This window comes from Streptomyces mayonensis (assembly GCF_018982965.1).
In the GTDB taxonomy this organism is placed as follows: Bacteria; Actinomycetota; Actinomycetes; order Streptomycetales; family Streptomycetaceae; genus Streptomyces; species Streptomyces mayonensis.
In genome coordinates, this window is the sequence record NZ_JACBYP010000099.1 from 1 (window position 1) to 18,315 (window position 18,315).

General features: G+C 71.1%; 14 protein-coding genes. 10 read left to right on the top strand and 4 right to left on the bottom strand.

The genetic code is table 11. From position 1 onward, the window contains the following. Positions 1-267: 267 nt before the first annotated feature. Positions 268-2,244, top strand: coding sequence for an ATP-dependent DNA helicase (locus tag HZS56_RS28595; protein WP_216723689.1), 1,977 nt, complete (start codon positions 268-270; stop codon positions 2,242-2,244). Between the two features lie 161 nt (positions 2,245-2,405). Here HZS56_RS28595 and lexA read toward each other — a convergent pair whose 3' ends face one another. Beyond that, positions 2,406-3,185, bottom strand: a complete 780-nt coding sequence (gene lexA, locus HZS56_RS28600) for a transcriptional repressor LexA (RefSeq protein WP_216723690.1) — start codon at positions 3,183-3,185, stop codon at positions 2,406-2,408. A gap of 797 nt (positions 3,186-3,982) precedes the next feature. Between lexA and nrdR the strand changes: the two genes are divergently transcribed. Together nrdR and HZS56_RS28610 are read left to right on the top strand one after the other, a co-directional pair. Next, positions 3,983-4,546, top strand: a complete 564-nt coding sequence (gene nrdR / locus HZS56_RS28605; RefSeq protein ID WP_216723691.1) for a transcriptional regulator NrdR — start codon at positions 3,983-3,985, stop codon at positions 4,544-4,546. Between the two features lie 167 nt (positions 4,547-4,713). Further along, entirely contained in the window at positions 4,714-7,626 is a 2,913-nt protein-coding gene (locus HZS56_RS28610; protein WP_216723692.1) for a vitamin B12-dependent ribonucleotide reductase, read from the top strand. Between the two features lie 158 nt (positions 7,627-7,784). Here the strand turns inward: HZS56_RS28610 and HZS56_RS28615 are convergent, their stop codons facing one another. Continuing rightward, a complete protein-coding gene (locus HZS56_RS28615; protein ID WP_216723693.1) occupies positions 7,785-8,318 on the bottom strand; it encodes a TerD family protein in 534 nt (177 codons plus the stop codon). A gap of 158 nt (positions 8,319-8,476) precedes the next feature. Here HZS56_RS28615 and HZS56_RS28620 point away from each other — a divergent pair, with 158 nt between their 5' ends. The 3 genes from HZS56_RS28620 (at position 8,477) to HZS56_RS28630 (ending at position 10,776) form a co-directional block, all read left to right on the top strand. Beyond that, positions 8,477-9,091 (top strand): YdbC family protein, encoded by a 615-nt coding sequence (locus HZS56_RS28620; protein WP_216723694.1) that lies wholly within the window; start codon positions 8,477-8,479, stop codon positions 9,089-9,091. Positions 9,092-9,198: 107 nt separating this feature from the next. Continuing rightward, the gene (locus HZS56_RS28625) at positions 9,199-9,858 is read left to right on the top strand and encodes a histidine phosphatase family protein (RefSeq protein WP_216723695.1); all 660 of its coding nucleotides are present in this window, start codon (positions 9,199-9,201) and stop codon (positions 9,856-9,858) included. A gap of 12 nt (positions 9,859-9,870) precedes the next feature. Continuing rightward, positions 9,871-10,776 (top strand): ADP-ribosylglycohydrolase family protein, encoded by a 906-nt coding sequence (locus tag HZS56_RS28630; RefSeq protein WP_216723696.1) that lies wholly within the window; start codon positions 9,871-9,873, stop codon positions 10,774-10,776. 156 nt (positions 10,777-10,932) lie between these two features. Here HZS56_RS28630 and HZS56_RS28635 read toward each other — a convergent pair whose 3' ends face one another. After that, positions 10,933-12,480 (bottom strand): MFS transporter, encoded by a 1,548-nt coding sequence (locus tag HZS56_RS28635; protein ID WP_216723697.1) that lies wholly within the window; start codon positions 12,478-12,480, stop codon positions 10,933-10,935. Positions 12,481-12,668: 188 nt separating this feature from the next. On the opposite strand from HZS56_RS28635, the gene HZS56_RS28640 reads away from it, so the two are divergent. From HZS56_RS28640 to HZS56_RS28650, 3 genes are all read left to right on the top strand, one after another. Next, positions 12,669-13,289 (top strand): TetR/AcrR family transcriptional regulator, encoded by a 621-nt coding sequence (locus HZS56_RS28640; protein ID WP_216723698.1) that lies wholly within the window; start codon positions 12,669-12,671, stop codon positions 13,287-13,289. A gap of 81 nt (positions 13,290-13,370) precedes the next feature. Further along, entirely contained in the window at positions 13,371-14,072 is a 702-nt protein-coding gene (rnhB, locus tag HZS56_RS28645) for a ribonuclease HII (RefSeq protein ID WP_216723699.1), read from the top strand. A gap of 68 nt (positions 14,073-14,140) precedes the next feature. Continuing rightward, positions 14,141-14,770, top strand: a complete 630-nt coding sequence (locus tag HZS56_RS28650) for a hypothetical protein (protein ID WP_216723700.1) — start codon at positions 14,141-14,143, stop codon at positions 14,768-14,770. Between the two features lie 440 nt (positions 14,771-15,210). Here HZS56_RS28650 and HZS56_RS28655 read toward each other — a convergent pair whose 3' ends face one another. Beyond that, on the bottom strand, positions 15,211-15,825 hold the full coding sequence (locus tag HZS56_RS28655) for a hypothetical protein (RefSeq protein ID WP_216723701.1): 615 nt from the start codon (positions 15,823-15,825) through the stop codon (positions 15,211-15,213). Between the two features lie 318 nt (positions 15,826-16,143). Here HZS56_RS28655 and HZS56_RS28660 point away from each other — a divergent pair, with 318 nt between their 5' ends. Further along, positions 16,144-18,303 (top strand): RecQ family ATP-dependent DNA helicase, encoded by a 2,160-nt coding sequence (locus HZS56_RS28660; RefSeq protein WP_216723702.1) that lies wholly within the window; start codon positions 16,144-16,146, stop codon positions 18,301-18,303. The last annotated feature ends 12 nt before the right edge of the window (positions 18,304-18,315 follow it).

Sequence of the window (18,315 nt, forward strand, 5' to 3'; positions counted from 1 at the left end):
CCCTCCGTCCCCGCAGCCCCCGTACCACCGGCCTCCGTGGCACTGGCGGTCCCCGTGGCACCACCGATCCGGGTGGCACCGCCGGTTTCCGCGGCACGGCCGGTCTCGGTGGCACCGTCGGTCTCGGTGGCACCGTCGGTCTCCGTGGCGCCGCCCGTCACCCGAGGCACTCCCGTCTCCGTCCTCGTCGTCCCTCCCGCCCCCTCCGTCCCGCGGACCTGCCTTGCGCGCCCGTTTGTCAGTCGTGGGCCGTAGGGTGGTCGCGCTATGACGAAGCCCTCACTCCCCGAACTCCTGCATGCCGCCGTCACCGCCGTCGGCGGCACGGAGCGCCCCGGCCAGGTGGCCATGGCCGAAGCCGTCGAGGAAGCCATCGACGGCGGCTCCCATCTGCTGGTCCAGGCCGGTACCGGCACCGGAAAGTCCCTGGGCTACCTGGTGCCGGCGCTCGCGCACGGAGAGCGCGTCGTCGTGGCCACGGCGACCCTGGCCCTGCAGCGCCAGCTGGTCGAGCGGGACCTGCCGCGCACCGTCGAAGCCCTCCATCCGCAGCTGCGCCGCCGCCCCGAGTTCGCGATGCTCAAGGGCCGGTCCAACTACCTGTGCCTGCACCGGCTCCACGAGGGAGTCCCGCAGGACGAGGAGGAGGGCCTCTTCGACCAGTTCGAGGCCGCCGCCCCCACCAGCAAGCTGGGCCAGGACCTGCTGCGGATGCGGGACTGGGCGGACGAGACCGAGACCGGCGACCGAGACGACCTCACGCCGGGCGTCTCCGACCGCGCCTGGTCGCAGGTTTCCGTGTCCTCCCGGGAGTGCCTCGGTGCCTCGAAGTGCGCGTACGGCGCCGAATGTTTCGCCGAGACGGCCCGCGAGCGTGCCAAGCTCTCCGAGGTCGTCGTCACCAACCACGCGCTGCTCGCGATCGACGCCATCGAGGGCGCCCCCGTCCTGCCGCAGCACGAGGTGCTGATCGTCGACGAGGCGCACGAGCTGGTCTCCCGCGTGACGGGCGTCGCCACCGGGGAGCTCACCCCCGGTCAGGTCAACCGCGCGGTCCGGCGCGCCGCGAAACTGGTCAACGAGAAGGCCGCCGACCAGTTGCAGACCGCCGCCGAGGGGTTCGAGCGGCTGATGGAGCTGGCGCTGCCGGGGCGGCTGGAGGAGATCCCGGAGGACCTCGGCTACGCCCTCATGGCACTGCGCGACGCCTGCCGTACGGTCATCTCGGCCATCGGCGCCACCCGGGACAAGTCCGTGCAGGACGAGGACGCGGTCCGCAAACAGGCGCTGGCCTCCGTGGAGTCCGTGCACGACGTCTCGGAGCGGATCACCAACGGCTCCGAGTGGGACGTGGTCTGGTACGAGCGGCACGACCGTTTCGGCGCCTCCCTGCGCGTCGCCCCCATGTCCGTGGCGGGTCTGCTGCGCGAGAAGCTGTTCACGGACCGCTCCGTGGTCCTGACCTCCGCGACCCTGAAGCTGGGCGGCGACTTCAACGGAGTGGGTGCCTCCCTCGGCCTTGCCCCCGAGGGCACCGAGGGCGACGACGTGCCGCAGTGGAAGGGCGTCGACGTGGGCTCCCCCTTCGACTACCGCAAGCAGGGCATCCTCTACGTCGCCAAGCACCTGGCGCGCCCCGCGCGCGACGGCGACCGCGGCGACATGCTCGACGAGCTCACCGAGCTGATCCAGGCTGCGGGCGGCCGCACGCTGGGCCTGTTCTCCTCGATGCGCGCGGCCCAGCTGGCCGCGGAAGAACTGCGCTCCCGCATCCCGGAGTACCCGATCCTCCTCCAGGGCGAGGAGACCCTCGGTGAGCTGATCAAGAACTTCGCCGCCGATCCGGAGACCTGCCTCTTCGGCACGCTGTCCTTGTGGCAGGGGGTCGACGTCCCCGGGCCCAGCTGCCAGCTGGTCGTCATGGACAAGATCCCGTTCCCGCGTCCGGACGACCCGCTGATGAGCGCCCGCCAGAAGGCGGTGGAGGAGGCCGGGGGCAACGGCTTCATGGCGGTGGCCGCGACGCATGCCGCGCTGCTGATGGCGCAGGGCGCCGGACGGCTCGTGCGGGCGTCCGGGGACCGCGGGGTGGTCGCCGTACTGGACCAGCGGCTGGCGACGGCCCGGTACGGGAGCTACCTGAAGGCGTCGCTGCCCGACTTCTGGTTCACCACGGACCGCAACCAGGTCCGCAGGTCGCTCGCCGCCATCGACGCGAGGGCGCGGGAGACGGAAGGGGCCTGAGCGAGGGTCTGCGGCCTGCGGCAGACGAGGGGCCGGCCCCGGCGGTGGGCCGGACGGGGCTCGCACAGCGCAGGGTCCCGGAACCGGCGCAGAGGTTCCGGGACCCGGTCGGGTCGGCGGGGCCGCGCCGTGTACACCGGCACACCCGCCCGCCGTGGCGCTCAGACGCGGCGCAGTACAGCCACCACCTTGCCGAGGATGGTCGCGTCGTCGCCGGGGATCGGCTCGTAGGCCGCGTTGTGCGGGAGGAGCCAGACGTGGCCGTCCTCGCGCTTGAAGCGCTTGACGGTGGCTTCGCCCTCGAGCATGGCCGCCACGATGTCGCCGTTCTCCGCGACCGGCTGGCGGCGGACCGTGACCCAGTCGCCGTCGCAGATGGCGGCCTCGATCATCGAGTCGCCGACGACCTTCAGCACGAACAGCTCGCCGTCACCGACCAGCTGCCGGGGGAGAGGGAAGACGTCCTCGACGGACTCCTCGGCGAGGATCGGGCCACCGGCGGCGATGCGCCCGACGAGCGGGACGTACGACGCGGCGGGCTTGCCGGCGGTGTCCGTGGGCTGCACCGAGGCGGCCTGGTCGGAGCCGCGCACCTCGTACGCGCGAGGGCGGTGCGGGTCGCGGCGCAGGAAGCCCTTGCGCTCCAGCGCCATCAGCTGGTGCGCGACGGAGGAGGTGCTGGAGAGGCCGACGGCCTGTCCGATCTCCCGCATCGACGGCGGGTAGCCGCGCCGCTGCACGGAGTCGCGGATGACCTCGATCACCCGGCGCTGGCGGTCGGTCAGCCCCGAGCTGTCCGCCCGGATGCCCGGAGGTCGGCCCGGCAGGGAGCGCTTGTGCCCCTCAGGATTCGCGGCGTCGCTCATCGCGTGCACCGGCTCAGGTCGGCCCTGGGGGCGGTCCTGGGCAGTGATGATCGCACTGTCGGCGGTGGTGGTCACGTCGGCCCCTCTCGATGGTCTCCCTGCTGCACAACGGTAGTAGCTTTCGAAAGGTTGCGCCAAACACACGTTCGAGTGAAAAAACGCGAATCGATCGCTCGTATCGAGTCTCTGGGTGTATGGCTACCGCGGTGCCTGGCGGACAAAAGTGCTCATTGCTGTACTCTTCACCGCCGTGGTGACAACCTCGGGGACGTCGCTCCAGTCTGCCATCCGGCAGTCCGTTCGACGGGGTGGGTCTCTCTTCCCTCGCGGTAGTCCCACGTCCCCTCCCCGTGGCGCTCACGGTATCTCCGCAAGCCTGCGGGTGACATGCCCGTGCGTGCGCCCGTGCGTGCGTGTGTGTCCGAAGCCCGCGGGCGGCACGTGTACACGCACGTGAAACCGGCGGGCGGCGCGCCCGTGTGCGGGTGTGTCGCGGCCGTGCGGCGGCGTGCGGTGTTCCGTGCCGCCCGGCGGGTGTGCGGGCCGGTGTCCGGCGGGCGCGTGCGTGAGGTGCCCGGCGGGCGTCCGCGCCCTTGCTCCGGAGTCGTCCGTGAGCGCGGGGCGGCGGTCCGTGCGCGGCCCGGCCGGCTGCCCTCCGTGTCGTCGCCGGTACGCACCGGCGCGACACGCGCGCGGGACGTGTTTGTATGAGCCAATCCCCACATCTAGTGGTTGGATTGCATCAGCAGCCCACAAGTTGTGGTCCCCCGGGTCTTCGGGTCCGCCGAGATCGCCTATGCTGGGGGCTGCTTCGAGGGGCCTGAAGGGCCTTTCGAGGCCATTGAGTCTGCTGTGAGGAGGGTTCGGAGTCCATGCACTGCCCCTTCTGCAGGCACCCCGACAGCCGTGTCGTCGACAGCCGTACGACCGACGACGGGACGTCGATCCGCAGGCGCCGCCAGTGTCCTGACTGCTCCCGTCGGTTCACGACCGTGGAGACGTGCTCGCTCATGGTGGTGAAGCGGTCCGGGGTCACCGAACCGTTCAGCCGCACCAAGGTCATCAACGGTGTGCGCAAGGCCTGCCAGGGCCGGCCCGTCACCGAGGACGCGCTGGCCCAGCTCGGCCAGCGGGTCGAGGAGGCGGTGCGGGCCACCGGAAGCGCCGAGCTGACCACCCACGACGTGGGTCTGGCCATACTCGGCCCGTTGCAGGAGCTCGACCTCGTCGCCTATCTGCGATTCGCCTCCGTCTACCGGGCGTTCGACTCGCTCGAGGACTTCGAGGCCGCGATCGCGGAGCTCAGGGAGGCGACGGAAGGCCCCGGAGATGACCGCGACGGCGACGCGGCCGGCGCGGGGAGCCGGGAGAAACAGAACGACCGCGGGCCCACGGGGGCGGCACAGCTCCCCGAGCCCGCCGGCGCCGCCGACTGACCGGCGGGCCGGCCCCGGACTCCGGCGCCCGGGACCGGCCGCACGGCGGCGCATGAGGAAGACCTGTCGCGGGCGGCGCGAGAGACGCCCGCGATACAAGACAGAACACCGTGCCACGGGAACAATCGTGGCACTTCAGGGCGTTTTCGCCCGTACAGGGAGGCGGCATGACAGAGACGGCGAGCGGTCCGGCACGGAGTTCCCGCGCCAAGGGCACCAAGGCGGGCAAGGGACTCCGCGTCGAGCGCGTCCACACCACTCCCGGCGTCCACCCCTACGACGAGGTGGCGTGGGAGCGCCGTGACGTCGTCATGACCAACTGGCGCGACGGCTCGGTCAACTTCGAGCAGCGCGGCGTCGAGTTCCCCGAGTTCTGGTCGGTGAACGCGGTCAACATCGTCACCAGCAAGTACTTCCGGGGCGCCGTGGGCACCCCGCAGCGCGAGGTGAGCCTGAAGCAGCTCATCGACCGCATCGTGAAGACGTACCGGAAGGCCGGCGAGGACAACAAGTACTTCGCCTCGCCCGCCGACGCCGAGATCTTCGAGCACGAGCTGGCCTACGCCCTCCTGCACCAGATCCTCAGCTTCAACAGCCCGGTCTGGTTCAACGTCGGAACGCCCCAGCCGCAGCAGGTCTCCGCCTGCTTCATCCTGTCCGTCGACGACTCCATGGAGTCGATCCTCGACTGGTACAAGGAAGAGGGCATGATCTTCAAGGGCGGCTCGGGCGCCGGCCTGAACCTCTCCCGGATCCGCTCCTCCAAGGAGCTGCTCTCCTCCGGCGGCAACGCATCGGGCCCGGTCTCCTTCATGCGCGGCGCCGACGCCTCCGCCGGCACCATCAAGTCCGGCGGTGCCACCCGCCGCGCCGCCAAGATGGTCATCCTCGACGTCGACCACCCCGACATCGAGGACTTCATCCAGACCAAGGTCAAGGAAGAGGAGAAGATCCGCGCCCTGCGCGACGCGGGCTTCGACATGGACCTGGGCGGCGACGACATCACGTCCGTCCAGTACCAGAACGCCAACAACTCGGTCCGCGTGAACGACACGTTCATGAAGGCCGTCCAGGAGAGCGCCAAGTTCGGCCTGACCTCCCGCATGACCGGCGAGGTCATCGAGGAGGTCGACGCCAAGGCGCTCTTCCGCAAGATGGCCGAGGCCGCCTGGGCCTGCGCCGACCCGGGCATCCAGTACGACGACACCATCAACCAGTGGCACACGTGCCCGGAGTCCGGCCGCATCAACGGCTCGAACCCGTGCAGCGAGTACATGCACCTGGACAACACGTCCTGCAACCTCGCCTCGCTGAACCTGATGAAGTTCCTGAAGGACGACGGCAAGGGCAACCAGTCCTTCGACGCCGAGCGCTTCTCGAAGGTCGTCGAACTCGTCATCACCGCGATGGACATCTCCATCTGCTTCGCGGACTTCCCGACCCAGAAGATCGGCGAGAACACCCGCGCCTTCCGCCAGCTCGGCATCGGCTACGCCAACCTCGGCGCCCTGCTGATGGCGACCGGCCACGCCTACGACTCCGACGGCGGCCGCGCCCTGGCCGGCGCCATCACCTCCCTGATGACCGGCACGTCGTACCGCCGCTCCGCCGAGCTGGCCGCGATCGTCGGCCCGTACGACGGCTACGCCCGCAACGCCAAGCCGCATCTGCGGGTCATGAAGCAGCACTCCGACGAGAACGCCAAGGCCGTCCGCATGGACGACCTCGACACGCCGGTGTGGGCGGCCGCCACCGAGGCCTGGCAGGACGTGCTGCGCCTCGGCGAGAAGAACGGCTTCCGCAACTCCCAGGCGTCCGTCATCGCCCCGACCGGCACCATCGGTCTCGCGATGTCCTGCGACACCACCGGCCTCGAGCCCGACCTCGCCCTGGTCAAGTTCAAGAAGCTGGTCGGCGGCGGCTCGATGCAGATCGTCAACGGCACCGTCCCGCAGGCCCTGCGCCGCCTGGGGTACCACGAGGAGCAGATCGAGGCGATCGTCGCCCACATCGCCGAGCACGGCAACGTGATCGACGCCCCCGGCCTCGCGCACGAGCACTACGAGGTGTTCGACTGCGCGATGGGCGAGCGCTCCATCTCCGCGATGGGCCACGTCCGCATGATGGCCGCCATCCAGCCGTGGATCTCGGGCGCCCTCTCCAAGACGGTCAACCTGCCGGAGTCGGCGACCGTCGAGGACGTCGAGGAGGTCTACTTCGAGGCCTGGAGGATGGGCGTCAAGGCGCTCGCCATCTACCGCGACAACTGCAAGGTCGGCCAGCCCCTGTCCGCCAAGTCCAAGTCCGCCAAGTCCGCCGAGGAGGCGGAGAAGGCGGAGATCACCGAGAAGACCGAGGCGGCCATCCGCGAGACGGTCGAGAAGGTCGTCGAGTACCGCCCCGTCCGCAAGCGTCTCCCGAAGGGTCGTCCCGGCATCACCACGTCCTTCACGGTCGGCGGCGCCGAGGGCTACATGACGGCCAACTCCTACCCCGACGACGGGCTCGGCGAGGTCTTCCTGAAGATGTCCAAGCAGGGCTCGACCCTCGCGGGCATGATGGACGCCTTCTCCATCGCGGTCTCCGTCGGCCTCCAGTACGGCGTGCCGCTGGAGACGTACGTCTCGAAGTTCACCAACATGCGCTTCGAGCCGGCCGGCATGACCGACGACCCGGACGTGCGGATGGCCCAGTCGATCGTCGACTACATCTTCCGCCGCCTGGCGCTCGACTTCCTGCCCTTCGAGACCCGCTCCGCGCTCGGCATCCACTCCGCCGAGGAGCGCCAGCGCCACCTGGAGACGGGGTCGTACGAGGCGTCCGACGACGAGGTCGACGTCGAGGCCCTGGCCCAGTCGGCCCCGCGCTCCCAGGAGCTGACGGCCGTCGCCACGCCAAACGCCGAGTCCGAGGCTGCCAAGCCCGCCCCGCAGCAGGCGCACACCAGTGCCGAACTGGTGGAGATGCAGCTCGGCATCCAGGCCGACGCACCCCTGTGCTTCTCCTGCGGCACGAAGATGCAGCGCGCCGGTTCCTGCTACATCTGCGAGGGCTGCGGCTCGACCAGCGGCTGCAGCTGACGCGCGGCGGCTCCCGGCCGGCCGGGAGCCGTGCGTGACGCACGAGTAGGGGGATGCGCTCATGAGTAAGGGGCGCCCGCAATTGCGGGCGCCCCTTACTCATGGCTCGTTCCCGTACTGGTTCCCGTACTGGTGCCGGTACCCGGGCCGGTGCGCCTTCAGGGCCGGTGCGCCGCACCCATCGCGCGGGTGAACGTCGCCGGATCTCCGTCGAAGCCGTGCACACCGGCGCGGAACTCCCAGGCCCCCGTCTCGCTCCTGACGAACTCGGCGACGACCGCCGCGGTGGCGCCGGGAACACCGCCGAAGTCGTCCGTGGCCAGGTCCGTGTAGCCCTCCCGGATGCGCAGACCGGGGTTGGCCACGTCGCGGAAGTGCCGGTCCTCGGCATGCTGCTGGATGGCGACACCCACCACCACGCGCGCGTACCGGGCGTCGAGCCGCTCCAGCTCCAGCGTCATGACCTCGTCGAAACCGAAGCCCTTGCCGTCCTTGCTGTCCCGGTTGAGGTAGATGGTGCCGTCGGGGGAGCGGCTGTCGAAGTGCACCACGTAAGAGGGATCGCCGTACGGAGCGTCGGCCGGATAGGTTCCGGCGACGAGATCGAGGTCGGTGGCAGGCTGCCCCGCCGGAGCCGGGTCCCACCGCAGTGCGACCTCGACCTTGTCAATGCCCTTGCTGAGGCCGTTCACAGACTTCCCCTTCCCAGGTCCCCCGCCCTGCCCGGCCATCTCAAGAGCCGGGCGGTGACGGCCGGTTGTCCATCCTGCCACGCACAGCGACGCAGTTGGTGACGAGCGGTCCCGCACAGCGTGACCGGTGCCACGTCCGGTGGCCTTACGATGGCGCGGTGCTGGTCAAGTGGACTCGCTGCACCGTGGTGGACCGCCGCGGTTTTGAACGGGGGCAGCGAAAGTGGGCGGGGCTCCCGGGGGAGCCGGGTTTTCGGGGACAGGGGGGTGGCTGGAGCCGGGGACGGCCGGACGTGGCGCACGTCTTCGCGTTCTGGGAGAGCCGGGCCTTCTACGACTCCTTCATGGCACGCTCCCACGATCGCCTGGCCTCCTCCCAGCTGGGTACCTTCAAGGACGCCCAGGTCAGGCTCTTCGACTACCGGTTCGACGTGAAGACGGGCTTCGAGCCGCGCTTCACCGACGCCGACCTGCTGCGGGTGGCGCTCTGCCGTGTCCACGAGGAGCGGGCGGAACACTACGTCCTCATGCAGGAGAAGGTCTGGAACCCCGCGATGGCCGGATCGCCCGGGATGATCCGCGGCCTGTTCGGCGAGGCACCGGGGAACGAGTACAACGAGTACCTGGTGCTGTCCATGTGGCAGTCGGCCGCCGAACACGGCAAGTACCGCACCGAACGCGTGGAGCGGCTGGCCCTGCGCGCCCGCACGGAGGCCGACATCGCGGCGCTGACCGGGGACATCGTGCAACTGGAACCCTCCTGGACCGTCTGAGTCCCCGGCCGGCGCCGCCGGGCCCCAGGTGTGGGAACTGTGTGACGTACGCCGTACAGGGGCCGTACGAGTGTCCGGTTCCGGCCGTCTCGATCTAGGGTTCTGGCATGGCACGACCACGGCGCATCGTTCTTGTCCGGCACGGCGAGTCGACCGGCAACGTCGATGACACCGTGTACGAGCGCGAACCCGACCACGCGCTCGCCCTCACCGACCGCGGCCGGGCCCAGGCCGAGGCGACCGGAAAGGAACTGCGCGAGGTCTTCGGCCGCGAGCGGGTCAGTGTGTACGTCTCCCCCTACCGCCGTACGCACGAGACGCTCCGCTCCTTCGGGTTCGACCCCGGGCTCATACGGGTCCGCGAGGAACCCCGGCTGCGCGAGCAGGACTGGGGCAACTGGCAGGACTGCGACGACGTGCGCCTGCAGAAGGCCTACCGCGACGCCTACGGCCACTTCTTCTACCGCTTCGCCCAGGGTGAGTCCGGGGCCGACGTCTACGACCGCGTCGGAGGCTTCCTGGAGAGCCTGTTCCGCAGCTTCGAGGACCCCGACCACCCGCCGAACGTGCTGCTGGTGACGCACGGGCTCGCCATGCGGCTCTTCTGCATGAGGTGGTTCCACTGGACGGTCGCCGAGTTCGAGTCGCTGTCCAACCCCGGGAACGCCGAGACACGCATGCTCGTTCTCGGTGAGGACGGCAGGTACACCCTTGACCGGCCCTTCGAACGCTGGCGAGATCCGGAACCGTACGGGATCACCGGATAGAGTGGCAGGGCCATGACCGCTCATTCATCTCCCGACGGGCCCCTGGACCGGGCCCTTTCCAGCCTGCGCGGGCTGTCGGTGGGGGACGCGCTGGGCTCCCAGTTCTTCGTGCCTGCGAACCATCCCCTGCTGGGGCGACGGGAGCTGCCGTACGGTACCTGGCAGTGGACGGACGACACCGAGATGGCCTGTTCCGTGATCTCCGTCCTGGCCGCCCACCACCGCGTCGACCAGGACGCCCTGGCGCGCTCCTTCGCCCACCACCACGACTTCGACCGGGGATACGGACCCGCGGTCAACCGGATGCTGCGACTGGTCCGCGAAGGCGGCGACTGGCGCGAACTGGCAGCGGCGCTGTTCAACGGCCAGGGATCCTGGGGCAACGGCGCCGCCATGCGCATCGCCCCGCTCGGTGCCTGGTACGCGGACGACCCGGAGCAGGCGACCCACCAGGCGGAGATCTCGGCCTACCCCACGCACCAGCACCGCGAGGCCGTCGTCGGCGCCATGGCCGTGGCCGCGGCCGCCGCACTGGCCGCGGACCCGCAGGGCACGCCCGGCCCGCATGCCCTCCTCGACGGGGTCGTCGCCCTGGTGCCGAAGAGCGCGGTGGCCGCCGGACTGCGGCGGGCCCGGGACATGCTCGACTACGACGACGCGGCGACCGTCGCGGCGGTCCTGGGCTGCGGCAGGCGTACGACCGCCCATGACACGGTCCCCTTCGCCCTCTGGTCCGCCGCCCGCGCCCTCGGTGCGTTCGAGGAGGCGTTCTGGACGACCGCCCAGGTCGGCGGCGACGTGGACACGACCTGCGCCATTGTGGGCGGTGTGGTCGCCGCCGGCCGGGCGGGAGCGCCGCCGGCCGAGTGGGCGGACCGGGTCGAGCCGCTGCCCGCCTGGCTGTCGGTGCCGGTCTGACGCGTCCGCGGGGGCTCGTCGTGCCGTTGTCCGTCCTGCTGCCCCTCGCACTGCCCGGTCCGCCGGCGCGCACGGTCGGTGAACAGGCGGGACGGGCACCGGCAGGCGTCCGGAACGCCCGCCGACAGCACCCGCCCCGCCCGCCGATCTGCTCGCTCAGCCCATCCCCGGGCCGGCCGAACCGGACAGAGCCTCCAGGTCGCTCTTGCGCACCCGGATCACCAGCCATGCCGTGGCCAGGGCGAGTACCGCCATGGCCGCGGCCGGAACGAAGGCCGCCGAGATGCCCTGGGCGAGCACGTCATGCCCCCAGGGTGCGGGCAGCTGCTGGGTCCGGGCGAACTCCGCCTGCTGCTCCGGCGAACCGTTCGTGAGGAAGTCCGGTACCTGCTTCTCCGCCTCGTCCCTGCTGGCGGTGCCGAACACGGTGGTCAGGATGGCGAGGCCGATCGACCCTCCCACCTGCTGCATCGCGTTGAGCAGGCCGGACGCCGCGCCCGCCTCGTGCTGGGCGACCCCGGAGACCGCCGTCAGCGTCAGCGTCACGAAGTTCAGCCCCATGCCGAAGCCGAAGACCAGCATCGGTCCGAGGACCCCGCCGACGTAGGAGTCGTCGGCGCTGATGAGTGCCTGCCAGCCGAGCCCGATCGCGGCCAGCGTCGAACCGGCGATCATGAACGGCTTCGGTCCGAAGACGGGCAGGAACCGCTGGGACAGTCCCGCACCGAGCGCGATCACCACGGTGACCGGCAGGAAGGCCAGACCGGCCTGGATGGGCGTGTAACCCAGCACGTTCTGCACGAACAGCACGATGTAGAAGAACATGCCGAACATCGCCGCTGCCAGACTCAGCATGATCACGTACGTGCCCGAGCGGTTGCGGTCGGCGAACATCTTCAGCGGGGTGATCGGCTCCCTGGCCCGCGACTCGACGAGTACGAAGGCCAGCAGCAGGACCGCCGCGGCCGCGAAGGACCCGATGGTCAGACCGTCGCGCCAGCCCTCGTCCGCGGCCCGGATGAAGCCGTAGACCAGGGACGCCATGCCCGCCGTCGACGTCACCGCTCCGGCGATGTCGAAGCGCCCCGAGTGCCGTTCGGACTCACTGATGTACAGGGGCGCGAGTACGGCGATCAGTACGCCGATCGGCACGTTGACGAAGAGCACCCAGCGCCAGTCGAGCCATTCGGTGAGCATGCCGCCCGCCAGCAGGCCGATGGCCCCGCCACCCGCGGACACCGCCGCGAAGACGCCGAACGCGCGGTTGCGTTCCGGTCCCTCGGGGAAGGTGGTGGTTATGAGGGCGAGCGACGTGGGCGACGCGATCGCGCCTCCCACACCCTGCAGGACGCGCGCCGCCAGCAGCTGCCAGGGCTCCTGCGCGAAGCCGCCGAGCAGCGAGGCGAGCGTGAACAGCAGGATGCCGGTCATGAACACCCGGCGCCGGCCGAGGATGTCCCCGGCCCGGCCGCCGAGCAGGAGCAGGCCGCCGAAGGTGAGCGTGTAGGCGCTCACGACCCAGGTGAGGTCGGTGGTGCTGAAGCTGAGGGCGTTCTGAATGTGCGGGAGTGCGATGTTCACAATCGTCGCATCGAGTACCACCATGAGTTGGCAGGCTGCGATGACCGTGAGCGCGATGCCGGGATGCCCCTCCCGGCGGGCGGCTCCCGGCTTCTGATCCGGTATGAGAGAAGAGGTTGTCACTGTGTGTCCCCCACGAACGACATAGTGAACGCTTGCGTTCACTGTTGCTTCAACGTTAGTGACTCGCAGACAGTGAACGCAACCGTTCACTTATCGAGTCGGTGCGCGCCCCGTCCCCCGGCTGTGGCCGCGCGGCGCACACCTTGTCACCGAATACCCGTTTTCCCCGTTTTCTGGAGACCTCCGACATGGTTGCTTCGCGCTGGGTGGCCGCCTCCGCCCAGACCCCTTCCCGCCGACGCGGCGCGGTGCTGGAGCGCGCGATCCTCGACGCCGCGCTGGATCAGCTGGGCACGGTCGGCTGGAAGGGCCTGACGATGGAGGGGGTGGCGGCGGGTGCGCAGACCGGCAAGGCCGCCGTCTACCGGCGCTGGCCCTCCAAGGAGGACCTCGTGGCGGACGCGCTGCTGTCGGGGCTGCCGGAACTCGACACGGTGCCCGACCTCGGCAGTGTGCGCGAGGACCTGCTGGAGCTGTGCCGCAGGGCGCGCGACGCGATGTACTCCACGCCCGGGTTCGCGCTGCGGTCAGTCATTCACGAATGCGACAACATGGAGGCCGAACGCTTCCATTCAGTGATCGTCAAAGGCGTGGTCGAGCCGACCCTCAAACTGCTCTGCGAGGTCATCAATCGCGGAATAGAGCGGGGAGAAGTCCGGCGTGACGCGGCCAACGGATTCGTCTTCGATGCCATCCCGGCGATGATGATGTATCGCTCGAAGATTTGTGCAAGCGAATGGGAGGACCAGGAGCTTGAGGGGATGATCGACCAGTTGATGGTCCCGCTGCTGCGGCCCGACGGCACCTGAACGCGGCCCGCGAGGGTTTCGGGCCCGATGAGGGAACCGGGGTGTCGCCCGGGGAGTGCGGCGGCGTACGCTAGGGGCGCCATGCCGTACGAACCACCTACTCACACCGTCGAGCGCTCCCTTCGCGCCACGACCGGGGCGAAGGTCATTGCCGGTGTCGACGAGGTGGGGCGCGGCGCTTGGGCCGGACCTGTCACCGTCTGCGCCGCGGTCACCGGGCTGCGTCGGCCGCCGGTCGGACTCACCGATTCCAAACTGCTCACCATCAAGCGACGCACCGAACTCGCCGTGGAGTTGCAGACCTGGGTGACGTCCCACGCTCTCGGCCACGCTTCCCCGGAGGAGATCGACGCCCTGGGGATGACCGCCGCGCTGCGACTGGCGGCGGTGCGTGCCCTGGAGGCCCTGCCCGTCCGTCCCGAGGCCGTCATCCTCGACGGCAAGCACGACTATCTCGGGGCGCCTTGGCGGGTTCGTACGGTGATCAAGGGTGACCAGTCCTGTGTGGCCGTCGCCGCGGCCTCGGTGCTCGCCAAGGTGCAGCGCGACAAAATGATGGCCGAACTGGGTGTCGACCATGCAGACTTCGGTTTCGCGGACAACGCCGGGTACCCGTCGCCCGTGCACAAGGCCGCACTGGAGGAGCGGGGCCCCACCCCGCACCACCGGTTGTCGTGGGCGTATCTTGATGCGCTGCCCCAGTGGCGGCACCTCAAGAAGGTCCGCAGTTGGGTGGAGGGAAGCGTTCCGGAAATCGAGGGTCAGCTCGGATTCGATTTCTGACGGTTCCGCTCGCAGGCAAGTGCCACCCGCCGACGCGAGCCGCACCAACGTTTGATAAATATCAGCTCATGCCTCTCATTCCCGAGGAGCCTCAGATTCACGAGAAGGCCCAGGGTCCCCGCGCCACTCCGGCCAGTGGCCGCACCGCGCCGACCCCCCGCCCCGTACCCGGCCCCCGTCCTGCGGCTCCGCCGCGCCCCGGCCGCCCCGGCCCGGTGCGGCCGGCGTCGCCGGCGCAACGCGCGTCACGCGACGCGGCCGCCAAGCCCGGACCGTCGGGTCCCGCCGCTGCCGCGGCGGCCCCGTCCGCCCCGCAGATCCAGTTGATCCCGGCCACTCCGGAGGGTGCGCTCGACGCCGCCGAAGAGGCCGTGGACCTCCTGCTGGAGTCGGGTCGTACGCCCGGCGACGTGCTGGTGATCACCACCGGTGAGCCCCACCCGTGGGCCGCCCACGAGCTGTCCTTCGGCGATGCCGCCTACTGGGCGCAGCATGACGCGGGCGACGACGTCTTCTATGCGGACGCCGCCGTCGCGGACCGTGCCGCCTCACGCGCCGTGGTCGTGGTCGCGCTCAACGGCGGCGCCGAAGCCGCCGCCGTCACCGCCCTGACCCTGGCCCACTCCAGGGCCGGCAGCCTGCTGATCGTCTGCGGCGACCCGCAGCGGATCAACTCGGTGCTGGGCGCGGGCGTCTGACGCCCTTCCGCCGCCTGTGACGGAGGCCGGTGCGGCGTATGCCGTTCCGGGGCCGTGCACACGGGTGGTCCCGGGGCGTCGTGGGCCGTCGGTCGGTCTGTTGCGGCCCGATCTGCTGCGGCCCGGTCTGTTGCGGTCCGGTCTGTGCGGCCCGTCGGGCAGGCTTCGGCGCGTACGGCTTCACGCGGCTTCCTGCGGGTTGTCCGTGCCGGCGCGGAGCCGGTGTCGCGCCGGGCCCCGACGGAGCGGGTGGGATTCCGTGCGGGCGGACCGATTGCTCCGTGCGCGGGCCGGATCGACTCCCGCATGGATGCACGCATGCACGGATGTACGGATCACGGATTCACGGATGGGGGGGCGGGGCGGCGTACGCGTAGTGCGCCTGGCGCTCTGCACGGCCCGGACACGCGCCGGCACGCCGCGGGCGCGTCGACGAACGCTCAGCGGGCGGCCGCGCGGCGCAACACGTCCGAGGCGGCCCCGCCGGTGCGCGGTGGCGGTGGCGGCACCTCCGCGGTGGCGAAGGGCTCGGGTGCCGAGGCCGCGTTGGGTCTGCGCCCCCCACGGCCCTCGCCGAGGACCTGCCAGCCGTCCCGGGTCAGGGTGATGTACGCGCCGCAGCGCAGCCCGTGCAGGGTGCAGGCGTCCCGCAGTCCCCACATCCACGCGCCGTCCTCCTCCGTCCAACGGGCGTCGCCGTCACGGCAGTAGAGCAGCACGGCCGTGCGCACCGGGGTGCGCCGGCGCAGATCGTGCGGGACGACCCGGCGCAGTTGGGACAACAGCGCGTTGCGGAAGACCCACCCGTCGGCCGGGGAGCGCCGACTGGTGAACGAGGCGCTGGCACGCAGCCGTTCGTCCGGGTCCAGTACGGCCACGACCGCGGTGGCAGGCTCGGGACGGTGCCGCGAGTGCAGCCCGCTGACGACCTCCCGCGGGCTGCGCAGCAGCGGAATCCCGGCGGCGGACCACTCCGCCGGTTCGAGCACGCGAGTGGCGGACGCGGCGGACGACGAGAACGAGGCCGCCGAGGACGGAGCGAATCCGAAGGTCACGTTCCTCCCTTCGGCTACGCGCCCACACTGCGGGCAGGGTCGGATTCGGGGAGCGCACACCGCAGTGAAGCCCTGCCGGATCACGGAGGGGCCGTGCGGGGAGCGGACTTCAATTCTTCCTGTCGAACTGGAATGCGGCAACGAGCAATTGGGGTCGGCGACCGATTTCGGCTGATGCGCGTTCTATATCCCTACCCGCAGTGGTGCCGCGTGACGCGCGGGTCGCCCGGGAGGGCCGCCGGGCGGCGAGGGCACGGAGCGCCGCACGGGCGGGGCGCGGATTCGCCGATTGTCAGTGCCATCGGGTTGCATGGAGACATGGACCATCTGGAGCTGCGCACCGAAGCCGACGCCGTCCTCGCCGAGCTCGTCGGCGATCCCGGCGGCTCGGCGCGGCTGCGGGAGGACCAGTGGCAGGCGGTGGCCGCGCTCGTCGAGGAGCGCCGGCGCGCGCTGGTGGTGCAGCGCACCGGGTGGGGCAAGTCGGCGGTGTACTTCGTCGCCACCGCGCTGCTGCGCCGGCGCGGCGCGGGCCCCACGGTGATCATCTCGCCGCTGCTGGCGCTGATGCGCAACCAGGTCGAGTCGGCGGCGCGCGCCGGGATCCGGGCGCGCACGATCAATTCGGCCAACCCGGAGGAATGGGACACGATCCGCGGCGAGGTGGAGCGCGGCGAGACCGACGTCCTCCTCGTGAGCCCGGAGCGCCTCAACTCCGTCGACTTCCGTGATCAGGTGCTGCCCCGGCTCGCCGCCACGACGGGCCTCCTCGTGGTGGACGAGGCGCACTGCATCTCCGACTGGGGGCACGATTTCCGGCCCGACTACCGGCGGCTGCGCACCATGCTCGCCGAGCTGCCGGCGGGCGTGCCGGTGCTGGCCACGACGGCGACCGCCAATGCGCGCGTCACCGCGGACGTGGCGGAGCAGCTGGGCACGGGCGCCGGGGACGCGCTGGTGCTGCGGGGGCCGCTCGACCGGCAGAGCCTCCGGCTCGGGGTGCTGCGGCTGCCGGACGCGGCGCACCGGCTGGCATGGCTGGGGGAGCGGCTGGGAGACCTGCCCGGCTCGGGGATCGTCTACACGCTGACGGTGGCGGCGGCGGAGGAGGTCGCCGCGTTCCTGCGGCAGCGCGGTTACCCGGTGGCCTCCTACACGGGGAAGACGGAGAACGCCGACCGGTTGCAGGCGGAGGAGGATCTGCTGTCGAACCGGGTGAAGGCACTGGTGGCGACGTCCGCCCTGGGCATGGGCTTCGACAAGCCCGACCTGGGGTTCGTCGTGCATCTGGGCTCGCCCTCGTCCCCCATCGCGTACTACCAGCAGGTGGGTCGTGCGGGGCGCGGGGTGGACCATGCGGACGTGCTGCTGCTGCCGGGACGGGAGGACGAGGCGATCTGGGCGTACTTCGCCTCCGTGGGCTTCCCGCCCGAGGAGCAGGTGCGGCGGACGCTCGCGGTGCTTGAGGAGGCCGGACGCCCGTTGTCGCTGCCCGCCCTGGAGCCCCTGGTGGACCTCCGGCGTTCGCGGCTGGAGACGATGCTGAAGGTGCTGGACGTGGACGGCGCGGTGCGGCGCGTGAAGGGCGGCTGGACGGCGACGGGACAGCCGTGGGTGTACGACGCGGACCGGTACGCGTGGGTGGCCCGGCAGCGCGAGGCCGAGCAGCAGGCCATGCGGGACTACGTGGCGACCACGGGATGCCGCATGGAGTTCCTGCAGCGCCAGCTCGACGACGAGAAGGCGGCCCCGTGCGGCCGCTGCGACACCTGCGCCGGCCCCTGGCTCGACCCCGCCGTCTCCGCCGAGGGCCTCGCGGCGGCGACGGGTGAGCTGGACCGCCCGGGGGTCGAGGTCGAGCCCCGCAAGATGTGGCCGACCGGGCTCGCCGCGGTCGGCATGGACCTGAAGGGCCGCATCCCCGCCGGACAGCAGGCGACGACGGGACGTGCCCTGGGGAGGCTGTCGGACATCGGCTGGGGCAACCGGCTGCGGCCGATCCTGGCGGCGGGGGCGGCCGACGGTCCGGTCCCGGACGACGTGCTGGCCGCCGTGGTGACGGTGCTGGCCGACTGGGCCCGCTCTCCGGGCGGGTGGGCGGACCGCTCTCCCGATGCGATGGCGAGGCCGGTGGGCGTGGTGGCCATGCCCTCGCGCAGCCGGCCCCGGCTGGTCGGCTCCCTCGCCGAGGGGGTGGCCCGGGTCGGCAGGCTCCCTCTGCTGGGCAGCCTGGCCTACACGCCCGACGCCGACGAGTACGCCGCCCACCGGAGCAACTCGGCCCAGCGGCTGCGCGCCCTGGCCGCCTCGTTCACCGTGCCCGGCGAACTCGTGACCGCCCTGACCGACAACCCCGGCCCGGTCCTGCTCGTCGACGACTTCACCGACTCGGGCTGGACCCTGGCTGTCGGCGCGCGACTCCTGCGGCAGGCCGGAGCCGGCCCGGTGCTTCCACTCGTCCTCGCGCTGGCCGGGTAGGCCGGGGCGGAC

What these genes read in the sequence shown, in the direction of transcription:
- HZS56_RS28595 (WP_216723689.1), top strand. Translation starts at nt 268, where the DNA reads ATGACGAAGCCCTCACTCCCCGAACTCCTGCATGCCGCCGTCACCGCC.
- nrdR (WP_216723691.1), top strand. Translation starts at nt 3,983, where the DNA reads ATGCACTGCCCCTTCTGCAGGCACCCCGACAGCCGTGTCGTCGACAGC.
- HZS56_RS28610 (WP_216723692.1), top strand. Translation starts at nt 4,714, where the DNA reads ATGACAGAGACGGCGAGCGGTCCGGCACGGAGTTCCCGCGCCAAGGGC.
- HZS56_RS28625 (WP_216723695.1), top strand. Translation starts at nt 9,199, where the DNA reads ATGGCACGACCACGGCGCATCGTTCTTGTCCGGCACGGCGAGTCGACC.
- HZS56_RS28630 (WP_216723696.1), top strand. Translation starts at nt 9,871, where the DNA reads ATGACCGCTCATTCATCTCCCGACGGGCCCCTGGACCGGGCCCTTTCC.
- HZS56_RS28640 (WP_216723698.1), top strand. Translation starts at nt 12,669, where the DNA reads ATGGTTGCTTCGCGCTGGGTGGCCGCCTCCGCCCAGACCCCTTCCCGC.
- rnhB (WP_216723699.1), top strand. Translation starts at nt 13,371, where the DNA reads ATGCCGTACGAACCACCTACTCACACCGTCGAGCGCTCCCTTCGCGCC.
- HZS56_RS28650 (WP_216723700.1), top strand. Translation starts at nt 14,141, where the DNA reads ATGCCTCTCATTCCCGAGGAGCCTCAGATTCACGAGAAGGCCCAGGGT.
- HZS56_RS28660 (WP_216723702.1), top strand. Translation starts at nt 16,144, where the DNA reads ATGGACCATCTGGAGCTGCGCACCGAAGCCGACGCCGTCCTCGCCGAG.